The 18,973-nt window shown below is 67.2% G+C and carries 12 protein-coding genes; 11 read left to right on the forward strand and 1 reads right to left on the reverse strand.

Annotated elements, in window-relative coordinates; genetic code table 11:
• Nucleotides 1-3 precede the first annotated feature (3 nt).
• The 9 genes from ACIBTM_RS16605 to ACIBTM_RS16645 all read left to right on the forward strand — a co-directional run bounded on the left by ACIBTM_RS16605 (nucleotide 4) and on the right by ACIBTM_RS16645 (nucleotide 9,406).
• On the forward strand, nucleotides 4-840 hold the full coding sequence (locus ACIBTM_RS16605) for an ABC transporter permease (RefSeq protein WP_016331063.1): 837 nt from the start codon (nucleotides 4-6) through the stop codon (nucleotides 838-840).
• On the forward strand, nucleotides 837-2,174 hold the full coding sequence (locus tag ACIBTM_RS16610) for an MCE family protein (protein ID WP_395877472.1): 1,338 nt from the start codon (nucleotides 837-839) through the stop codon (nucleotides 2,172-2,174). The genes ACIBTM_RS16605 and ACIBTM_RS16610 overlap by 4 nt, the downstream gene beginning before the upstream one ends.
• Nucleotides 2,171-3,202, forward strand: a complete 1,032-nt coding sequence (locus ACIBTM_RS16615) for an MCE family protein (protein WP_395877474.1) — start codon at nucleotides 2,171-2,173, stop codon at nucleotides 3,200-3,202. The genes ACIBTM_RS16610 and ACIBTM_RS16615 overlap by 4 nt, the downstream gene beginning before the upstream one ends.
• Nucleotides 3,199-4,185 (forward strand): MCE family protein, encoded by a 987-nt coding sequence (locus ACIBTM_RS16620; RefSeq protein ID WP_395877477.1) that lies wholly within the window; start codon nucleotides 3,199-3,201, stop codon nucleotides 4,183-4,185. The genes ACIBTM_RS16615 and ACIBTM_RS16620 overlap by 4 nt, the downstream gene beginning before the upstream one ends.
• Entirely contained in the window at nucleotides 4,182-5,360 is a 1,179-nt protein-coding gene (locus ACIBTM_RS16625; protein WP_395877479.1) for an MCE family protein, read from the forward strand. Before ACIBTM_RS16620 ends, ACIBTM_RS16625 begins: the two co-directional genes overlap by 4 nt.
• Complete coding sequence (locus tag ACIBTM_RS16630) at nucleotides 5,357-6,559, forward strand: MCE family protein (protein WP_395877482.1); 1,203 nt, start codon at nucleotides 5,357-5,359, stop codon at nucleotides 6,557-6,559. Before ACIBTM_RS16625 ends, ACIBTM_RS16630 begins: the two co-directional genes overlap by 4 nt.
• Nucleotides 6,559-7,824, forward strand: a complete 1,266-nt coding sequence (locus ACIBTM_RS16635; protein WP_395877484.1) for an MCE family protein — start codon at nucleotides 6,559-6,561, stop codon at nucleotides 7,822-7,824. Before ACIBTM_RS16630 ends, ACIBTM_RS16635 begins: the two co-directional genes overlap by 1 nt.
• A 31-nt stretch (nucleotides 7,825-7,855) precedes the next feature.
• A complete protein-coding gene (locus ACIBTM_RS16640; RefSeq protein ID WP_395877486.1) occupies nucleotides 7,856-8,377 on the forward strand; it encodes a hypothetical protein in 522 nt (173 codons plus the stop codon).
• An 84-nt stretch (nucleotides 8,378-8,461) separates the two neighbouring features.
• Nucleotides 8,462-9,406 (forward strand): hypothetical protein, encoded by a 945-nt coding sequence (locus tag ACIBTM_RS16645; protein ID WP_395878091.1) that lies wholly within the window; start codon nucleotides 8,462-8,464, stop codon nucleotides 9,404-9,406.
• Between the two features lie 59 nt (nucleotides 9,407-9,465).
• Here the strand turns inward: ACIBTM_RS16645 and ACIBTM_RS16650 are convergent, their stop codons facing one another.
• Nucleotides 9,466-10,635 (reverse strand): hypothetical protein, encoded by a 1,170-nt coding sequence (locus tag ACIBTM_RS16650; RefSeq protein ID WP_395877488.1) that lies wholly within the window; start codon nucleotides 10,633-10,635, stop codon nucleotides 9,466-9,468.
• A 694-nt stretch (nucleotides 10,636-11,329) separates the two neighbouring features.
• Here ACIBTM_RS16650 and ACIBTM_RS16655 point away from each other — a divergent pair.
• Together ACIBTM_RS16655 and ACIBTM_RS16660 are read left to right on the forward strand one after the other, a co-directional pair.
• On the forward strand, nucleotides 11,330-14,830 hold the full coding sequence (locus tag ACIBTM_RS16655; RefSeq protein WP_395877490.1) for a DNA-directed RNA polymerase subunit beta: 3,501 nt from the start codon (nucleotides 11,330-11,332) through the stop codon (nucleotides 14,828-14,830).
• A 91-nt stretch (nucleotides 14,831-14,921) separates the two neighbouring features.
• Nucleotides 14,922-18,833: a DNA-directed RNA polymerase subunit beta' gene (locus ACIBTM_RS16660; RefSeq protein ID WP_038519866.1), complete on the forward strand. Its 3,912-nt coding sequence runs from the start codon at nucleotides 14,922-14,924 to the stop codon at nucleotides 18,831-18,833.
• Nucleotides 18,834-18,973: the final 140 nt, after the last annotated feature.

The following is an 18,973-nucleotide window of genomic DNA, read 5'->3' on the forward strand; positions in this document are numbered from 1 at the left end:
CGCATGACCTTCCTCCAGGGCGCCAAGCGGGTCGCCAACCGTCCTTTGCAGACTCTGGACAACCTCGGTGACCAGATGTCGTTCTACGGCCGCGCGTTGCTGTGGACGCCGAGGACGCTTCGCCGCTACATGAAAGAAGTTCTGCGGCTGCTCGCCGAAGTGAGCTTCGGTTCCGGCTCGCTCGCCGTCATCGGCGGCACGGTCGGCGTGATGGTCGGCTTGACCCTGTTCACCGGTGTCCTCGTCGGTCTTCAGGGCTACTCGGCGCTGAACTCGATCGGCACCTCGGCCTTCACCGGCTTCCTGACCGCGTTCTTCAACACCCGCGAGATCGCCCCGCTGGTCGCCGGCCTCGCGCTTTCGGCGACGGTCGGCGCCGGGTTCACCGCCCAGCTGGGCGCGATGCGGATCTCGGAGGAGATCGACGCGCTCGAGGTCATGGGCGTGCCGAGCCTGCCGTACCTGGTGACCACGCGGATCATCGCCGGTTTCGTCGCGGTCATCCCGCTGTACGTCATCGGCCTGCTGAGTTCGTATCTCGCGTCCCGGTTGGTCGTTATCTACATCTACAACCAGTCAGCGGGTACCTACGACCATTATTTCGACCTGTTCCTACCACCACAGGATGTGTTGTATTCGTTCATCAAGGTGCTGTTGTTCAGCGTCTTGATCATCCTGTCCCATTGCTATTTCGGATACCGGGCCTCCGGTGGCCCCGCCGGTGTCGGCGTGGCCGTCGGTAAAGCGGTCCGGCTGAGCATCGTCACGGTGTCCATCATGAACTTCTTCATCGGTTTCGCGATCTGGGGAACCGACGTCACGGTGAGGATCGCAGGATGATCGCGACTCTGCGACGCAGGCTTCTGGGCCTGCTGCTCGTCGCCGTGCTCATCGGCGGTGTCGCCCTGAGCATCGCGCTGTATCAAAGGGCGTTCACGCCCGTCGTCAGCGTGAAACTCCAGTCGGGCAACATCGGGAACCAGTTGCTGAAGCAGTCCGACGTGAAGGTCCGCGGTCTCATCGTCGGTTCGGTGCAGGACATCGCCGCGACGCCGGACGGTGCCGAGCTCACGCTCGCGCTGAATCCGGAGTCGGCGAAACTGATCCCCCAGAACGTTTCGGCGCGATTCCTGCCGAAGACGTTGTTCGGTGAGCGGTTCGTTTCCCTCGAGATCCCGGACGTGCCTTCGGAGAAGGCGATCGCCGAAGGCGACGTGATCACCCAGGACCGCACGTCCGGCGCGGTCGAGCTGGAGCAGGCCTTCGCCCATCTGATGCCGGTCTTGCAGGCCGTTCAGCCGCAGAAGCTGTCGAGCACACTCTCGGCGATCTCCACCGCGCTCAACGGCCGCGGCGGCCAGCTCGGCGACACCCTCGCGCAGCTCGGCAGCTACGTCGGGGAACTGAACCCGCACGAGCCCAAACTCCAGCAGAACCTCAAAGAGCTCGCGAAGTTCTCGGACAACCTCAACGCCGTCGCCCCGGACCTGGTGCAGACCTTGGACAACCTGAGCACCACCACCCGCACCGTGGTGGACCAGAAGATGAACCTGGCGAACCTCTACGGCAGCGTCACCCAGGCTTCTGTCGATCTCCAGACGTTCCTGCAGAACAACGCGGACAACCTGATCCGGCTCGCCGACACGGCCCGCCCGACGGCGGAGCTGCTGGCGAAGTACGCGCCGGAGTACCCGTGCGTGATCGGGCAGATGGCGGCCAACCTGCCGAAGATCGACAAGGCCCTCGGCAAGGGCACCGACCGGCCCGGTCTGCACGCGACGATCGAGGTCACCGTCAACCGCGGGCCGTACCTGCCGGGCAAGGACGAGCCGAGGTTCGAGGACAAACGCGGTCCGCGCTGTTACGACCTGAAGCAGTTCCCGGACCCGTTCCCGCAGTACCCGCCGGACGGTCCGATCAAGGACGGCAGCACGGTCAAACCCCCGGCACGCTCGGCGAACGACGGTCTCTCGCCGTCGAACGGCTTCGCGAACTACGGCGGCTACAACGGCGGGGGAGCGCCCGGCGGTAGCCCGTCCTACAGCGCGTCCGAATCGGACTTCCTCGCGCAGCTGGTCGCCCCGCAGGTCGGCATGTCCGCCTCGGACGTGCCCGGCTGGGGCTCGCTGCTCGTCGGCCCGCTCTACCGAGGGGCGGAGGTGCACGTCCAGTGAGGGGATTGCTCGCTCCGCTGATCAAACTCTGCGCGTTCATCGTGGTCACCGTGCTGTTCACGACCATCCTCGGGATCAGCATCGCCAACGTGAACACCACCAGCACCAACGCCTACAAGGCACGGTTCAGCGACGCGACCTTGTTGCTGCCCAACGACGACGTCCGCATCGCCGGCGTCCGGGTCGGGCAGGTCAAGGACGTCCGCATCGTCGACCGGCGCCAGGCGGAGGTCGAGTTCGAAGTGGACTCCGGCCGCAAGCTGCCCGCCGGGGTCACCGCGCAGATCAAGTTCCGGAACCTGGTCGGCCAGCGCTACGTCTCGCTCGGGCAGGGCACCGATTCCTCCGGCAAGAACCTGGAGCCCGGCGGGAACATCCCGCTGGAGCGGACCACGCCCGCGCTCGACCTGACGCAGCTGTTCAACGGGTTCAAGCCGCTGTTCACCGCGCTCAACCCGGACGACATCAACAAGCTGTCCTACGAGGTCATCCAGGTCCTGCAGGGCGAGGGCGGCACGGTCGAAAGCCTGTTGAAGCACACCGCGTCGCTGGCCACCACGATCTCCGACAAGGACAAGGTGATCGGCGAGGTCATCGACAACCTGAACTCGGTGCTCGACACGGTCAACGCGCACACGCCGCAGCTGAACGACCTGATCGTCAAGCTGCAGCAGCTGGTCTCCGGGCTGGCCGCGGACCGCGAGCCGATCGGCGACGCCATCGACTCGCTCGGCACCCTCGCCAAGACGACCTCCGGTCTGCTCGGTGAGGCCCGCGAGCCGCTCAAGCAGGACATCGCCGCGCTCGGCACGCTGTCGAAGAACCTCAACGACAGCCAGCCGATCGTCGAGCACTTCATCCAGTTCCTGCCGCAGAAGGTGACGGCGCTGACCCGCACCGCCGACTATGGCTCCTGGTTCAACTTCTTCGCTTGCGAGATGACGGGAGCCGTCGCCCTGCCTCCGCTGATCAACGAGCCGATCAACCTGCCGCTGCTGCCGGTGAACCGGGCGAGGTGCACGGCATGAAGTCGTTCCGGAAACGCAATCCGATCCCGATCGCGCTGGTCGGTATCTCGGTGCTGCTGCTCGGTTTCATCGCCGCGCTGAACTCCGACGACCTGCCGGTCATCGGCGGCGGGACGACCTACTCCGCGGACTTCAGCGAGGCTTCGGGCCTGCAGGAGGACAACGACGTCCGGGTCGCCGGGGTGAAGGTCGGGAAGGTCTCCGAGATCAAGCTCGACGGCGACAAGGTCCGGATCTCGTTCAAGGTCAAGGACGCCTGGCTGGGCGACAAGACCAGCGCGGCGATCAAGATCAAGACCGTCCTCGGCCAGAAGTACCTGGCGCTCGACCCGCAGGGGCAGCGCACGCTCGACCCGAGCGCGACCATCCCGCGTGAGCGCACGATGTCGCCGTTCGACGTCCTCGACGCCTTCCGCGGTCTTTCGCAGACCGTCGACGACATCGACACGACGCAGCTGGCGAAGAGCTTCGACGTCATCACGGAGACCTTCGCCGACACCCCGGCCGACGTGAAGGGCGCGCTGACCGGTCTTTCCCGGCTCTCGGACACCATCGCCAAGCGTGACTCGCAGCTGTCGAGCCTGCTCGCGAACACGCGGCAGGTCTCGCAGACGCTCGTCGACCGTGACGCCGAGTTCCAGAAGCTGTTGGCCGACGGCAACAAGCTGCTCGGCGAGGTGGCCAAGCGCAAGGAGGCGATCTCCGCGCTGCTGGACGGCTCGCGCAACCTCGCCACCCAGCTCAAGGGCCTGGTCGACGACAACGACGCGCAGCTCGACCCGGTGCTCGCCCAGCTCGACCAGCTGACCTCGATGCTGCAGCGCAACCAGGACGCCCTCGGCCAGGGCATCGCGCGGTTCGCGCCGTTCATCCGGGTGTTCACGAACACGATCGGCAACGGCCGCTGGTTCGACAACTACATCTGCGGACTGGTCCTGCCGTCGTTCGGGCCGATCAACGAGAAGGGGTGCTACGAGAAATGAGTACCCGTCTCGGAGCCGGCCTCGCGCGCGGCTTCACCATCGCGATCGTGCTGGCGCTCGTCGTCGCAGGCGCGCTGTGGTGGACGCTCAAGGACGCCGGCCGCAACCACGTGACCGCGTACTTCGCGGGCGCCGTCGGCCTCTACGAAGGCAACAGCGTCCGCATGCTCGGCGTGGACATGGGCACGGTCACCAAGATCCAGCCGATGGGCAACCAGGTCCGCGTCGAACTCGAATACGACCGTTCGGTGGCGGTGCCCGCGGACGCGAAGGCGATCATCGTGTCGCCGTCGCTGGTGAGCGACCGCTACGTGCAGCTCGCCCCGGCCTACAAGGGCGGCCCGCGGATCGCCGACGGCGCCGTCATCGGGCTCGACCGCACCGAGGTCCCGCTGGAAGTCGACGAGCTCGCCGCCAGCCTCTCCCGGGTCAGCAAGTCGCTCGGGCCCAACGGCGCCAACAAGAACGGTTCGCTGTCGAACCTGCTCGACACCGCCGCGAAGAACTTCGACGGCAACGGGCAGGCGCTGCACGACACGATCACGAAGCTCGGCCAAGCGGCGGGCACGTTGTCGGGCAACAAGGACGACCTGTTCAAGACCGTCGAGAACCTCGGCTCCTTCTCGCAGACGCTGGTGAACAGCGACAAGCAGGTCCGCGACTTCGAGCGGCAGCTCGCCGACGTCAGCGGATTCCTCGCGGGGGAGCGGGAGAACCTCTCGGCGACGGTGAAGCAGCTGTCGGACACGCTGACCGCGGTGCAGGCGTTCATCGAGAAGAACCGCGACCGGCTCAAGTCCAATGTGGACAAGCTGGCCAGCGTGACCAAGGTGCTCGTGGACCAGCGCGGCGCGCTCGCCGAGATCCTCGACGTCGCCCCGGTCGGCCTCGGGAACCTGGTCAACACCTACAACGCCTCGTCGGGCACGCTCGACGCGCGGGCCAACCTCAACGAGCTCACCCAGCCGCCGCTGGTGATGGTGTGCAACCTGCTCAAGCAGACCCCGGACGCGCTCGACGCGCTGGGCGACGCGTGCAAGGGGGTCGCCGGACTGGTCGACGGGCTGGTGCCGTTGCCGTCGATCGCGCAGGTGATCCAGTCGTCGCAGGCGGGCCAGCTGCCGCCGCTGCCGCTGCCTATCGCGGGTCAGCTCTACGGAACGGCGGCGAAATGATGAAGAAACCCGCTCTCATCGCTTCCGGGACCGTCGCGGCGCTGACCTTGAGCGGCTGCGGGTTCAACGGGATCTACGACGTCCCGCTGCCCGGCGGCGCCGAACTCGGCGACCACCCGTACACCGTCAAGGTGCAGTTCCGCGACGTTCTCGACCTGACCCCGCAGGCCGGGGTGAAGGTCAACGAGGTCGCCATCGGCCGCGTCGAAGCGATCGGCCTGACCCAGGACGGCTGGAACGCCGAAGTCACCCTCCGGGTCAACGGCGACGTGAAGCTGCCGGCGAACGCGCTCGCCAACGTCAAGCAGTCGAGCCTCCTCGGTGAGAAGTACGTCGAGCTGGCCGCCCCCGCCGACGGACAGGGCAAGCTCGCCGACAACGCGGTGATCCCGCTGGCCCGCACGAACCGCAGCGTCGAGGTCGAAGAACTGCTCGGCGCGCTTTCGCTGCTGCTCAACGGCGGTGGGGTGGAACAGCTCAACACCATCACCAAGGAACTCAACAACGCCACCAGCGGCCGCTCGCCGGAGCTCAAGGCGCTGCTGAACAACACCAATGAGCTGGTCACGAACCTCGACAAGCAGTCCGCGAACATCACGCGGGCGCTCGACGGGCTGAACCGGCTCTCGCTCACGCTGAACGGCCAGAAGGACAAGCTGGTCGGCGCGGTCGACAACCTCGGCCCCGGTCTCGGCGTGCTGGAGCAGCAGCGCGGCCAGCTGGTGACCATGCTGAACGCGCTCAACCACCTCTCCGGTGTCGCCGTCGACACGGTGAACAAGAGCAAGGAAGACCTCGTCGCCAACCTCAAGGCGTTGCAGCCGACGCTGCAGAAACTCGGCGAAGCGGGCTCGGATCTGCCGAAGGCGCTCGAGATCCTGCTGACCTTCCCGTTCAGCGACGCCGCCTACGACGGGGTCAAGGGCGACTACTTCAACCTGTTCGCGAAGATCGACCTGAACCTGAACGAGATCCTCAAGAACCTCGGCCGCAGCCGTGAGAACCCGCTCAAGGACGCCATCCCGGTGCCGGGTCTCACCGGTGGGACGGAGGGGCCGGGGGAGAATCCGCCGCTGCCGATCCCGGACAGCGTCGGCGGTGTCGCCGGTGGCCAGGCGAGCGCGCCGCAGGGTGGCGGGCAGCCGCAACAGACCGGACCCGCCGGTATCTTCGGCGTGCTTTCGGGAGGTGCCGGCTGATGCTGGTCCGTAGGACGAAGATCCAGCTGGTCGCGTTCGCGATCATCTCCGTGGTCGCCATCGTGTACGCGCTGATCCGGTTCGCCGGGCTCGGCCAGGTCTTCGGCGACGAGGGCTACACGGTGAAACTGCAGCTCAAGCAGTCGGGCGGCATCTTCACCAACGCCGAGGTCACGTACCGCGGCTTCAACATCGGCCGGGTCGGCGAGCTGCGCCTGACCAAGACCGGGCTGGAAGCCGATCTCAACATCGCGCCGGATGCCCCGCAGGTGCCCGCCGATCTGGACGCCGTGGTCGCGAACCGGTCGGCGGTCGGTGAGCAGTTCGTCGACCTGCGGCCCAAGAGCGAGCAGGGGCCGTTCCTCGACGCGGGTTCGGTCATCCCGGCCGACAAGGTCAAGACGCCCGTGCCCACCGAGCAGCTCATCGGCGACCTCGACAGCCTCGCGGCCTCGGTGCCGACCGACTCGCTGCGCAAGGTCGTCGACGAGTCGTACAACGCCTTCAACGGCACCGGCCCGGACCTGCAGCGGCTGCTCGACACCGCGCGGAGCTTCACCACGACCGCGCAGGAGTATCTGCCGCAGACGATCCAGCTGCTGGAAAAGGGCGGGCAGGTCCTCGAAACGCAGAACGACATGTCGAGCTCCATGAAGTCGTTCAGCGCGGACCTCAACAAGCTCTCGGGCACGCTGAAGAACTCCGACGCCGACATCCGGAAGCTGATCGGGATCACCCCGCAGGTGGCGAACCAGATCAGCTCGGTGCTCGCCGAATCCGGGCCGGGGCTGGGCGCGCTGACGGCGAACCTGCTTACGACGTCGAACCTGCTGGTGACCCGGCTCGACGGGCTCGAACAGGGCCTGGTGACGTATCCGATGCTGGCCGCGGGCGCGAACAGCGTCGCCAACGACGGCACCGCGCACCTGGGCCTCGCGCTCAACCTGTTCAACCCGCCTTCGTGCACCAAGGGCTACATCGGCCTCGACAAGTACCGCGAAGGCACCGACACGGCGCCTCGCGCGCCGAAGGACGACGCGTACTGCGCCGAGCCGAAGGGCAGCCCGATCAACGTGCGCGGTTCGCAGAACGTGCCGTACAACGGGGTCCCGCAGATCCCGTCGGAAGGCGACGTCGCGGCGAACGCCGGCCGCTCGGCCGAGGAACTGGCCAGCCTGCGCGCGGCGCAGGGCATGCCGAGCATCCTGCAGAGCCCCGGGGTCAGCCTGCCCACCCTCGGCACGCTGCTGGGCCTGCCCGGCTGAGCCCGAGACCGTATACCTACCCTGGAGTGTCATGAGTTCTTCTCGATCGCGGACCCTGGTACTGGGGGCGGCGGCGTTCGCGCTGGCCGCCTTCCTCGCCGCGGCGATCTTCGGTGTCATGTGGGCCGTGGCCGCGTCGGACGACAACGCCGACCTGGCGCGCTCGCGAGACGACGTGGTCAAGGCGGGCGGCACCGCGATCAAGGCGTACACCGAGGTCGACTTCGAGAAGCTCGACGAGTTCTTCAACAAGCAGAAGGCCGTCTCCGACGAGAAGATGAGCCAGCAGCTGGCCCAGCTGGAGCCGACCTACCGCAAGGCGCTCGGCGACGCGAAGACCAAGGTCGTGACCACCATTCAGGACATCGCGGTCGAGGAACTCGACGACCACGAGGGCAAGGCGAGCTTCCTCGCCGCCATCTCCACCCAGGTCACCCAGGGCGACAAGGCGAGCTCGAAGGCGTTGCGCCTGGAGGTCTCGATGACCCGGGTCGGCGATGAGTGGAAGCTGTCCGGGATCGACAACGTGCCCCTCGTCGCGGCCGGTCAGTAAGAGCGTCACCTAGAACGGAGCCACGTAGTGCCCCCCTCCCGCCGCCAGCCCCCTCGCAGCACTCCGCCGGTGCGCCGCCCCCGGGTGGCCGGCCTGCGACGGCCCGGTGCGTCTCCTGCTCCCACCTCTCCGGAAGTCCCTGCTTCAGAGGTCGAGGTCGACGAAACGCCGACGCCGGTTCGCCGCCCGTCGCCGCGGCCGGCTCCGCGTCCCGCGCCTGGGCCTGAGCCTGAGCCCGTTGAGGTGGCTGAGCCGGAGCCTGAGGTGGCCGCTGTCGAGGCTCCTGAAGAGCCTGAAGCTCCTGAAGCTTCCGAAGACGAGGTTGTCGCGAAGCCGAGCCCGCGTGCGAAGGTCCGCGCGGCTGCCGAAGACAAGCCGGACGACCTCGAAGAGGCCGAAGCCGAGGTCGCCTCCGAAGCGGAGTCGTCGGACTCTTCGGAGACCAAGAAGCCGGGATCGAAGCAGCTGATCCTGGCGGGCGCGCTGGTCGTCGTCGGGTTGCTGCTGGCCGCGACCGCGGTGCTCTTCAAGATCCAGGCCGACGAGGTGTCCAGCTCGACGAACAACACGGCGCTGCTGGACGTCGCGAAGACCGCGCAGGTCAAGGACCAGGTCGCGAAGGCGACCGAGGCGCTGTTCTCGTACGACTACAACAACATCGCGAAGACCGAGACCGCGGCGGCCGATCTGCTGGTCAACGACGACGTGCGGGCGAAGTACAACCTGCTGATGGGCGAGGTCAAGCGGCTGGCCCCGCAGCAGAAGATGGTCGTGACCTGCAAGGTCACCCGCAGCGCCGTCATCCGGCTGGAAGGCGACCGGGCCGACGTGATGGTGTTCGTCGACCAGAGCTCGACGCGGGCCGACACGAACAAGACCACCGCCGGGAGCGCGCAGCTGCACTTGAACGCGGAGCTGCAGGGTGACAAGTGGAAGATCACGGCGATGAACACCTACGCCGCTCCGCCCAACCCGACCGCTTCCTCGGCCCCCGCCTCACCCCCGGCCTCCCCGGCCCCCTCGAAGTGACCCCGCCCGGATCGCGTTTAGCCCGCTAAACGCGATCCGGGGCGCTGACCAGCAGGGGCTTAAACGCCGCCGCTCGACCGGAGCTTGAAGCTCGCCGTCCGCGCCTTCTTGGCCATGTTCCGGTCCGGATGGTCCGTGCCGACGACGTTCAGAAGATCGAGCCGGTCCGGATGGCCAGAGGACGTCAGCAGGTCCACGATGTCGAAGCCGTCGTCCATGTCGGCGAGTTGATGGACGAACGCGCCGAGCGCGTGCATCGCCGCGTAATGGTCCGCCATCCCGACGACGACCTCGTCGCGGGTGATCGTTTCCCGGTCGACCGCGCCACGTTCGGACAGCCACATCGCGGCGGCCGCGCCGACCAGACCGCCTTCGGCTCGGATTCCCGCAGCGGTCTTGAGGCCGATCTCGCCGGTCTCCCCGAGCGCGATCAAGGCGAACAGCCGTTCTACGGGGAGTCGCGCCGCGTGGAGGAACGCGCTCGCCTCCGCCGCCGCGTCGGTAGGCGACCGGTGCCGCACCCAGGCCTTCAGCTCCGCGTCGATGATCTCCGGTGCGGAGCCGACGAGGCGGGGGCTCAGCTCGCCGAGACCCTCCTCCGCGGCGTCACCGATGACCGGTGCGTCCACTCCGGCCGCGCGGAGCTCCCTGTTGAGCGCCCAGACGGCGAGCGGAGTGAGGCTGACGAGGTACGGGGACGGATCGGGCTTGCCGGCGATCTCGGCGATCCTCGCGAGCACGGCAGTGTCCGCGGTGGCCTGCTCGATCGCGCCGAACCGGTCGAGGAAGTCCAGCGTGACGGCTATCGCGTACCGCGCCGACTCGTCGGATACCTGTCCGAGATCGAGTACCGGAGCCAAGACCTCGAAGAGGAGCTCGACCGGCACCGCCACCGGACCCGACTGATAGAGCGTGAGGGGGATCGACGCGACCAGGCGAGAGAACAGCATCCCGGAGGCCTCTGGGGTCCCGGCTTCACTGATCGTCGAAAACAGCCGCTCCCAGAGCCGGAGAGGGTCGTCGAGGAGTGTCGCGTTCTCCTCGACGGGCACATGCTTGCCCTCGACGACGCGGACCAGCCCGGACACCTCCGCCCACCGAGGGACCAGCGGGTCGCCCGGCTCGCTGTCGCCCAGCCCGGCGACGTAGCCGCGGACCTCGTCGAGGAGGGGGCTCCGCTCCGCGGCCGGCCGCAGCTCGGCTTCCGGCCGCAACAAGACCGGGGGCATCTTGGGCGTCACCTCGGCACCGGCGCCCTGCTCGTACGTTTCGTCACGCCGCCCAGTCTGGCAGCGGCCCCCGGCGCGCGTCGCGTTTAGCCCGCTAAACGCAGGTGCGTCGCCCTACCTGTGCGCCGCACCAGAAGGCCCACCGGTCACAACGGTCACACGGGACAGGTTCGTCCGGGGCACCCCGCCGGTCGCCCGGCCCGGCCCGGTGACCGTCCGGGAAGCCCCGCCGGGCGGATCGCGTTTAGCCCGCTAAACGCAGGTCGGCGCCCCGGCGCCGTCACCTGCGGGTACCGGGCGGTAACCAGGATGATCGTCCTGTGAAGCGCCCGGTGCGGAGCTACTTCCACGCTGCGCCAACCGGCGGGACCACCGCGCGGCATCTTGACTCAGAGCCCCTGTGGGGTCACGCTTACTGGCAACGGTGAGAACCGGCGGTGCCCTTGCGGGAGGGACGGGCCGGGGAGGCCGAGGAGAGGCATACCCTGAAGACGTTGCGATGCAGGCTGGGCCCCATCGGGAGCGCCCCCTGGACAGACCGCGACGTTCGGGCTAGACTGCTTCTTTGCGCTGCCCTCTTTCAGGCTGCCCGGAGCCGGTAGTTAGGATAGTGGGCACACGGCACCCTTGACAGACCGCATCAGCTGTTGCTGACGCGGCTGCTCACCGCTCATTGTCCCCGGAAGGACGCATCTTGGCAGTCTCTCCCGCGAACCAGGCCACTGCTGCGACCACCTCGGCTGTATCTCGCTCGGAGTCCACGGGAATCCCGGGAGCCCCCAAGCGGGTCTCCTTCGCAAAGATTCGCGAGCCGCTCAGCACCCCGAACCTGCTCGACGTGCAGATCAGGTCCTTTGAATGGTTCACCGGCGACGAGGCGTGGTTCGAACGCCGCGTCGAAGAAGGTGAAGAAAACCCGGTCGGCGGCCTGGAAGAGGTCCTCAACGAGATCTCGCCGATCGAAGACTTCTCCGGATCCATGTCGCTGTCCTTCTCCGACCCGCGCTTCGACGAGGTCAAGGCCTCCGTCGAGGAGTGCAAGGACAAGGACATGACGTACGCGGCCCCGCTGTTCGTGACCGCCGAGTTCGTGAACAACAACACCGGCGAGATCAAGAGCCAGACGGTCTTCATGGGCGACTTCCCGGTGATGACCGACAAGGGCACCTTCGTCATCAACGGCACCGAGCGTGTCGTCGTGTCCCAGCTGGTCCGTTCGCCGGGTGTGTACTTCGACACCAGCGTCGACAAGACCACCGACAAGGACGTCTTCAACGTCCGCGTCATCCCGAGCCGGGGTGCCTGGCTCGAGTTCGACGTCGACAAGCGCGACACCGTCGGCGTCCGTATCGACCGCAAGCGCCGCCAGCCGGTCACCGTGCTGCTGAAGGCGCTCGGCTGGACCACCGAGGCGATCCGCGAGCGCTTCTCCTTCTCCGAGACGCTGCTCGCCACCCTCGAGAAGGACCACACCGCCGGCACCGACGAGGCGCTGCTCGACATCTACCGCAAGCTGCGCCCGGGCGAACCGCCCACCAAGGAGAGCGCGCAGACGCTGCTGGAGAACCTGTTCTTCAAGCCGAAGCGCTACGACCTGGCCAAGGTCGGCCGGTACAAGCTGAACAAGAAGCTCGGCCTGACCACGCCGTACGACACCGGGACGCTGACCGAAGAGGACATCGTCTCGACGATCGAGTACCTGGTCCGCCTGCACGCGGGCGAAGACAAGGCGACCGTCGGCGACCAGACGATCCCGGTCGAGACCGACGACATCGACCACTTCGGCAACCGCCGTCTCCGCACCGTCGGCGAGCTCATCCAGAACCAGATCCGCGTGGGTCTGTCCCGGATGGAGCGCGTCGTCCGCGAGCGGATGACCACGCAGGACGTCGAGGCGATCACGCCGCAGACCCTGATCAACATCCGTCCCGTCGTGGCGGCGATCAAGGAGTTCTTCGGTACTTCGCAGCTGTCGCAGTTCATGGACCAGAACAACCCGCTGTCGGGGCTGACGCACAAGCGTCGTCTGTCCGCCCTCGGCCCGGGTGGTCTGTCGCGTGAGCGCGCCGGCATGGAGGTCCGTGACGTCCACCCGTCGCACTACGGCCGCATGTGCCCGATCGAGACGCCGGAAGGCCCGAACATCGGCCTGATCGGTTCGCTCTGCTCGTACGCGCGGGTCAACCCGTTCGGTTTCATCGAGACCCCGTACCGCAAGGTCGTCGAGGGCCGCGTCACCGACCAGGTCGACTACCTCACCGCGGACGAGGAAGACCGCTTCGTGAAGGCGCAGGCGAACGCGCCGATCTCGGACGACGGCACCTTCGTCGAAGATCGCGTCCTGGTCCGTAAGAAGGGCGGCGAGGTCGAGCTGATCGACCCGCTGGACGTGGACTACATGGACGTCTCGCCGCGGCAGATGGTCTCGGTCGCGACGGCGATGATCCCGTTCCTCGAGCACGACGACGCGAACCGCGCGCTCATGGGCGCGAACATGCAGCGTCAGGCCGTTCCGCTGCTGCGCAACTCGGCCCCGCTGGTCGGCACCGGCGTGGAGCTGCGTGCCGCGGTGGACGCCGGTGACGTGCTCGTCGCCGAGCAGGCCGGTGTGGTCGAGGAGCTCTCGGCCGACCTGATCACGATCATGCACGACGACGGCACGCGGAAGAGCTACGGACTGTACAAGTTCCGTCGCTCGAACCACGGCACCTGCTTCAACCACCGCCCGATCGTCAACGAGGGCGACCGGGTCGAGCAGGGTCAGGTCATCGCCGACGGCCCGTCCACCGAGAACGGTGAGATGGCGCTCGGCAAGAACCTGCTCGTCGCGGTCATGCCGTGGGAGGGCCACAACTACGAGGACGCGATCATCCTCTCCGAGCGCCTGGTGCAGGACGACGTGCTCACGTCGATCCACATCGAGGAGCACGAGATCGACGCCCGCGACACCAAGCTGGGCGCCGAGGAGATCACCCGGGACATCCCGAACGTCTCCGAGGAGGTGCTCGCCGACCTCGACGAGCGCGGCATCATCCGCATCGGTGCCGAGGTCCGCGACGGCGACATCCTGGTCGGCAAGGTCACGCCCAAGGGCGAGACCGAGCTGACCCCGGAGGAGCGCCTGCTCCGCGCGATCTTCGGTGAGAAGGCCCGCGAAGTCCGGGACACCTCGCTGAAGGTGCCGCACGGTGAGACCGGCAAGGTCATCGGCATCCGCGTGTTCTCGCGCGAGGACGACGACGAGCTGCCCCCGGGCGTCAACGAACTGGTCCGCGTCTACGTGGCCCAGAAGCGGAAGATCCAGCCGGGCGACAAGCTCGCCGGCCGCCACGGGAACAAGGGTGTCATCGGCAAGATCCTCCCCGCCGAGGACATGCCGTTCATGGAGGACGGCACGCCCGTCGACATCATCCTGAACACCCACGGTGTCCCGCGTCGTATGAACATCGGCCAGGTCCTGGAGCTTCACCTGGGCTGGCTGGCGTCGCAGGGGTGGAAGATCGAGGGCGAGCCGGACTGGGCGAAGAACCTCAACGAGGAGCTCTACGACGTCGACCCCGGCACGAACACCGCGACCCCGGTGTTCGACGGCGCCAAGGAAGAGGAGCTCACCGGGCTGCTCGGCGCGACCAAGCCGAACCGCGACGGCGAGCGCATGGTCAAGCAGAACGGCAAGGCCACGCTGCTGGACGGCCGCTCCGGCGAGCCGTACCCGTACCCGGTCTCCGTCGGCTACATGTACATCCTGAAGCTGCACCACCTGGTCGACGACAAGATCCACGCCCGGTCCACCGGTCCGTACTCGATGATCACGCAGCAGCCGCTGGGTGGTAAGGCGCAGTTCGGTGGCCAGCGGTTCGGCGAGATGGAGTGCTGGGCGATGCAGGCGTACGGCGCCGCATACACCCTGCAGGAGCTCCTGACGATCAAGTCGGACGACGTGGTCGGCCGCGTCAAGGTGTACGAGGCCATCGTCAAGGGGGAGAACATCCCCGAGCCGGGTATCCCCGAGTCGTTCAAGGTGCTCCTGAAGGAGCTCCAGTCGCTCTGCCTCAACGTCGAGGTGCTGTCCAGCGACGGCGCCGCGATCGAGATGCGCGACTCCGACGACGAGGACCTCGAGCGTGCCGCGGCCAACCTCGGCATCAACCTGTCCCGCAACGAGTCGCCCTCGGTGGACGACGTCGTGCACTGACCCGCGATGAGGCGGGAGCCTGCCTCCCGCGGGCTCCCGCCTCCGCTCGCCAACTCCTCTAGTCGCATCAACCCCAAGGGGATGTAAAGACGTGCTGGACGTCAACTTCTTCGATGAGCTCCGCATCGGCCTCGCCACCGCCGACGACATTCGTCAGTGGTCCTTCGGCGAGGTGAAGAAGCCGGAGACCATCAACTACCGGACGCTCAAGCCCGAGAAGGACGGCCTCTTCTGCGAGAAGATCTTCGGCCCGACCCGGGACTGGGAGTGCTACTGCGGTAAGTACAAGCGGGTCCGCTTCAAGGGCATCATCTGCGAGCGCTGTGGCGTCGAGGTCACCCGCGCCAAGGTGCGCCGTGAGCGGATGGGCCACATCGAGCTGGCCGCTCCCGTCACCCACATCTGGTACTTCAAGGGTGTTCCCTCCCGCCTGGGCTACCTGCTCGACCTGGCGCCGAAGGACCTCGAGAAGATCATCTACTTCGCGGCCTACGTGATCACCGGTGTGAACACCGAGCTGCGGCACAACGACCTGCCGACCCTCGAGAACGAGATCGGCGTCGAGCGCAAGAACCTCGAGACCAAGCGCGACGCGGACATCGAGGCACGGGCGCAGAAGCTGGAAGCCGACCTGGCCGAGCTGGAGGCGGAGGGCGCCAAGTCCGACGTCCGTCGCAAGGTCAAGGAAGGCGGCGAGCGCGAGATGCGTCAGCTGCGTGACCGCGCCGGTCGCGAGCTGGACCGTCTCGAGGAGGTCTGGACGACCTTCACCAAGCTCGACGTGCGTCAGCTGATCGCCGACGAGCTGCTCTACCGCGAGCTCATCGACCGGTACGGCGAGTACTTCACCGGCGGCATGGGCGCGGAGGCCATCCAGAAGCTGGCCACCGAGTTCGACGTCGCGGCCGAGGCCGAGAGCCTGCGCGACACCATCCGCAACGGCAAGGGGCAGAAGAAGCTCCGCGCGCTGAAGCGGCTCAAGGTCGTCGCGGCCTTCCAGGCCACCGGCAACGACCCGCGCGGCATGGTGCTCGACGCCGTCCCGGTGATCCCGCCGGACCTGCGCCCGATGGTCCAGCTCGACGGTGGCCGTTTCGCCACCTCCGACCTGAACGACCTCTACCGCCGGGTCATCAACCGGAACAACCGGTTGAAGCGGCTGATCGACCTCGGCGCGCCCGAGATCATCGTGAACAACGAGAAGCGGATGCTGCAGGAGGCCGTCGACGCGCTGTTCGACAACGGCCGCCGCGGCCGCCCGGTCACCGGTCCCGGTAACCGCCCGCTGAAGTCGCTGTCCGACCTGCTCAAGGGCAAGCAGGGCCGGTTCCGTCAGAACCTGCTCGGCAAGCGTGTCGACTACTCGGGCCGTTCGGTCATCATCGTCGGTCCGCAGCTGAAGCTGCACCAGTGCGGTCTGCCGAAGGACATGGCGCTCGAGCTGTTCAAGCCGTTCGTCATGAAGCGGCTGGTCGACCTGAACCACGCGCAGAACATCAAGTCCGCCAAGCGGATGGTGGAGCGGTCGCGTCCGCAGGTGTGGGACGTGCTCGAAGAGGTCATCACCGGCCACCCGGTGATGCTGAACCGTGCGCCGACCCTGCACCGCCTCGGTATCCAGGCCTTCGAGCCGCAGCTGGTCGAAGGCAAGGCCATCCAGCTGCACCCGCTGGTCTGTGAAGCGTTCAACGCGGACTTCGACGGTGACCAGATGGCCGTGCACCTCCCGCTGTCCGCGGAGGCGCAGGCCGAGGCCCGCATCCTGATGCTGTCGGCGAACAACATCCTTTCGCCGGCGTCGGGTCGTCCGCTCGCCATGCCGCGTCTGGACATGGTGACCGGTCTGTTCCACCTGACCCGGTTGAACGAGAACGCCGATGGCGCGGGCAACGCGTACTCGTCGCCCGCCGAGGCGATCATGGCGTACGACCGCAAGGCGCTGAGCCTGCACGCCCCGATCAAGATCCGCGTCACCGACCGTCAGCCCGCCAAGGCCGACGAGGCGAGGCTCGCGGAGAACGGCTGGGAGCCGGGCAAGGCGTGGCTGGCCGAGACCACCCTGGGCCGCGTGCTGTTCAACGAGCTGCTGCCGGCGGACTACCCGTTCATCAACGAGCCGATGCCGAAGAAGCGTCAGGCCGCGATCGTGAACGACCTCGCCGAGCGCTACTCGATGACCCAGGTCGCGCAGACCCTGGACCGCCTGAAGGACGCCGGTTTCTACTGGGCGACCCGTTCGGGTGTCACGGTCGCGATCTCCGACGTGCTCGTCCCGGCAGGCAAGAAGGCCATTCTGGACGAGTACGAAGGCAAGGCCGACCAGGTCGAGAAGCGGTACCAGCGTGGTCAGCTGTCGCACGCCGAGCGCAACAACGAGCTCGTCAAGGTGTGGACGCAGGCCACCGAAGAGGTCCACAAGATCATGGAGACGGCGCTGCCGGACGACAACCCGATCGCGATGATCGTGAAGTCGGGCGCGGCGGGCAACATGACGCAGGTCCGGTCGCTGGCCGGTATGCGTGGTCTGGTGTCGAACCCGAAGGGTGAGTACATCCCGCGTCCGATCAAGGCCAACTTCCGTGAAGGCCTGTCGGTGGCGGAGTACTTCATCGCGACGCACGGTGCCCGTAAGGGTCTGGCGGACACGGCGCTCCGTACCGCCGACTCGGGTTACCTGACCCGTCGTCTGGTGGACGTGTCGCAGGACGTCATCGTCCGCGAGATCGACTGTGGCACCACCCGCGGTATCAACATGCCGATCGGCGAGGACATCGGCGACGGCAAGGTCCTGCGCGACCAGCACGTCGAGACCAGCGTGTACGCGCGGAACCTGGCGACCGACGCGGTCGACGCCAAGGGCAACGTCGTGCTCAACGCCGGTGACGACATCGGTGACCCGGCGATCGACAAGCTCATCTCGAGCGGGATCTCCAAGGTCAAGGTGCGTTCGGTGCTGACCTGTGAGTCGGCCGTCGGTATCTGCGCCACCTGCTACGGCCGGTCCATGGCGACCGGTCAGCTCGTCGACGTCGGCGAGGCCGTGGGTATCGTCGCGGCCCAGTCGATCGGTGAGCCGGGTACGCAGCTGACGATGCGTACGTTCCACCAGGGTGGTGTCGCCGGTGACGACATCACGACCGGTCTGCCCCGTGTCCAGGAGCTGTTCGAAGCCCGGGTCCCGAAGGGCAAGGCGCCGATCGCCGACGTCGATGGCCGCGTGCGCATCGAGGAGAGCGAGCGGTTCTGGAAGATCACGCTGATCCCGGACGACGGCAGCGAAGAGATCGTCTTCGACAAGCTGTCCAAGCGTCAGCGGCTCGCGAACACCCCGAACGGCCCGCTGGGCGACGGTGACCGCGTCGCGGTCGGCCAGCAGCTGCTCGAAGGCACGCCGGACCCGCACGAGGTCCTGCGGGTCATGGGGCCGCGCGAGGCGCAGATGCACCTGGTGGACGAGGTCCAGAAGGTGTACCGGGCGCAGGGTGTGTCGATCCACGACAAGCACATCGAGGTCATCGTGCGGCAGATGCTGCGCCGCGTGACGATCATCGACTCCGGTGCCACGGACTTCCTGCCGGGCGAGCTGCCCGAGCGGACCAAGTTCGAGGCGAAGAACCGCGCGTCGGTCGCCGAAGGCGGCGAGCCGGCCTCGGGTCGCCCGGTGCTGATGGGGATCACGAAGGCCTCGCTGACCACGGACTCGTGGCTGTCGGCGGCCTCGTTCCAGGAGACCACGCGTGTCCTGACCGACGCGGCCATCAACGGCCGCTCGGACAAGCTCGTGGGCCTCAAGGAGAACGTGATCATCGGTAAGCTGATCCCGGCCGGTACCGGGATCAACAAGTACCGCAACATCCAGGTGCAGCCGACCGAGGAGGCGCGGGTCGCCGCTTACGCGATCCCGTCCTACGACGACGGCTACTACACCCCGGACGTGTTCGGCTCCACGCCGGGCGCCGCGGTGCCGCTGGACGACTACGACTTCGGCCGCGACTTCCGCTGACCGAAGCGAAATCCACGAGAAGGGCCCTCGCCGATCCGGCGGGGGCCCTTCCCGTTTCCGGAGTACCCGAAATGAGTACAGGCCCCTGACGAATCCGGTTAAGGTGATCCGGTTCTACGCGATTCGGGGGCTATGCGCAT

Source organism: Amycolatopsis sp. NPDC049868 (assembly GCF_044461365.1).
Taxonomy (GTDB): Bacteria; Actinomycetota; Actinomycetes; order Mycobacteriales; family Pseudonocardiaceae; genus Amycolatopsis.

Excerpts from the sequence above, each read along its gene's own strand:
- ACIBTM_RS16605 (WP_016331063.1), top strand. The coding sequence starts at position 4 with ATGACCTTCCTCCAGGGCGCCAAGCGGGTCGCCAACCGTCCTTTGCAG.
- ACIBTM_RS16610 (WP_395877472.1), top strand. The coding sequence starts at position 837 with ATGATCGCGACTCTGCGACGCAGGCTTCTGGGCCTGCTGCTCGTCGCC.
- ACIBTM_RS16620 (WP_395877477.1), top strand. The coding sequence starts at position 3,199 with ATGAAGTCGTTCCGGAAACGCAATCCGATCCCGATCGCGCTGGTCGGT.
- ACIBTM_RS16625 (WP_395877479.1), top strand. The coding sequence starts at position 4,182 with ATGAGTACCCGTCTCGGAGCCGGCCTCGCGCGCGGCTTCACCATCGCG.
- ACIBTM_RS16630 (WP_395877482.1), top strand. The coding sequence starts at position 5,357 with ATGATGAAGAAACCCGCTCTCATCGCTTCCGGGACCGTCGCGGCGCTG.
- ACIBTM_RS16635 (WP_395877484.1), top strand. The coding sequence starts at position 6,559 with ATGCTGGTCCGTAGGACGAAGATCCAGCTGGTCGCGTTCGCGATCATC.
- ACIBTM_RS16640 (WP_395877486.1), top strand. The coding sequence starts at position 7,856 with ATGAGTTCTTCTCGATCGCGGACCCTGGTACTGGGGGCGGCGGCGTTC.
- ACIBTM_RS16650 (WP_395877488.1), bottom strand. The coding sequence starts at position 10,635 with ATGCCCCCGGTCTTGTTGCGGCCGGAAGCCGAGCTGCGGCCGGCCGCG.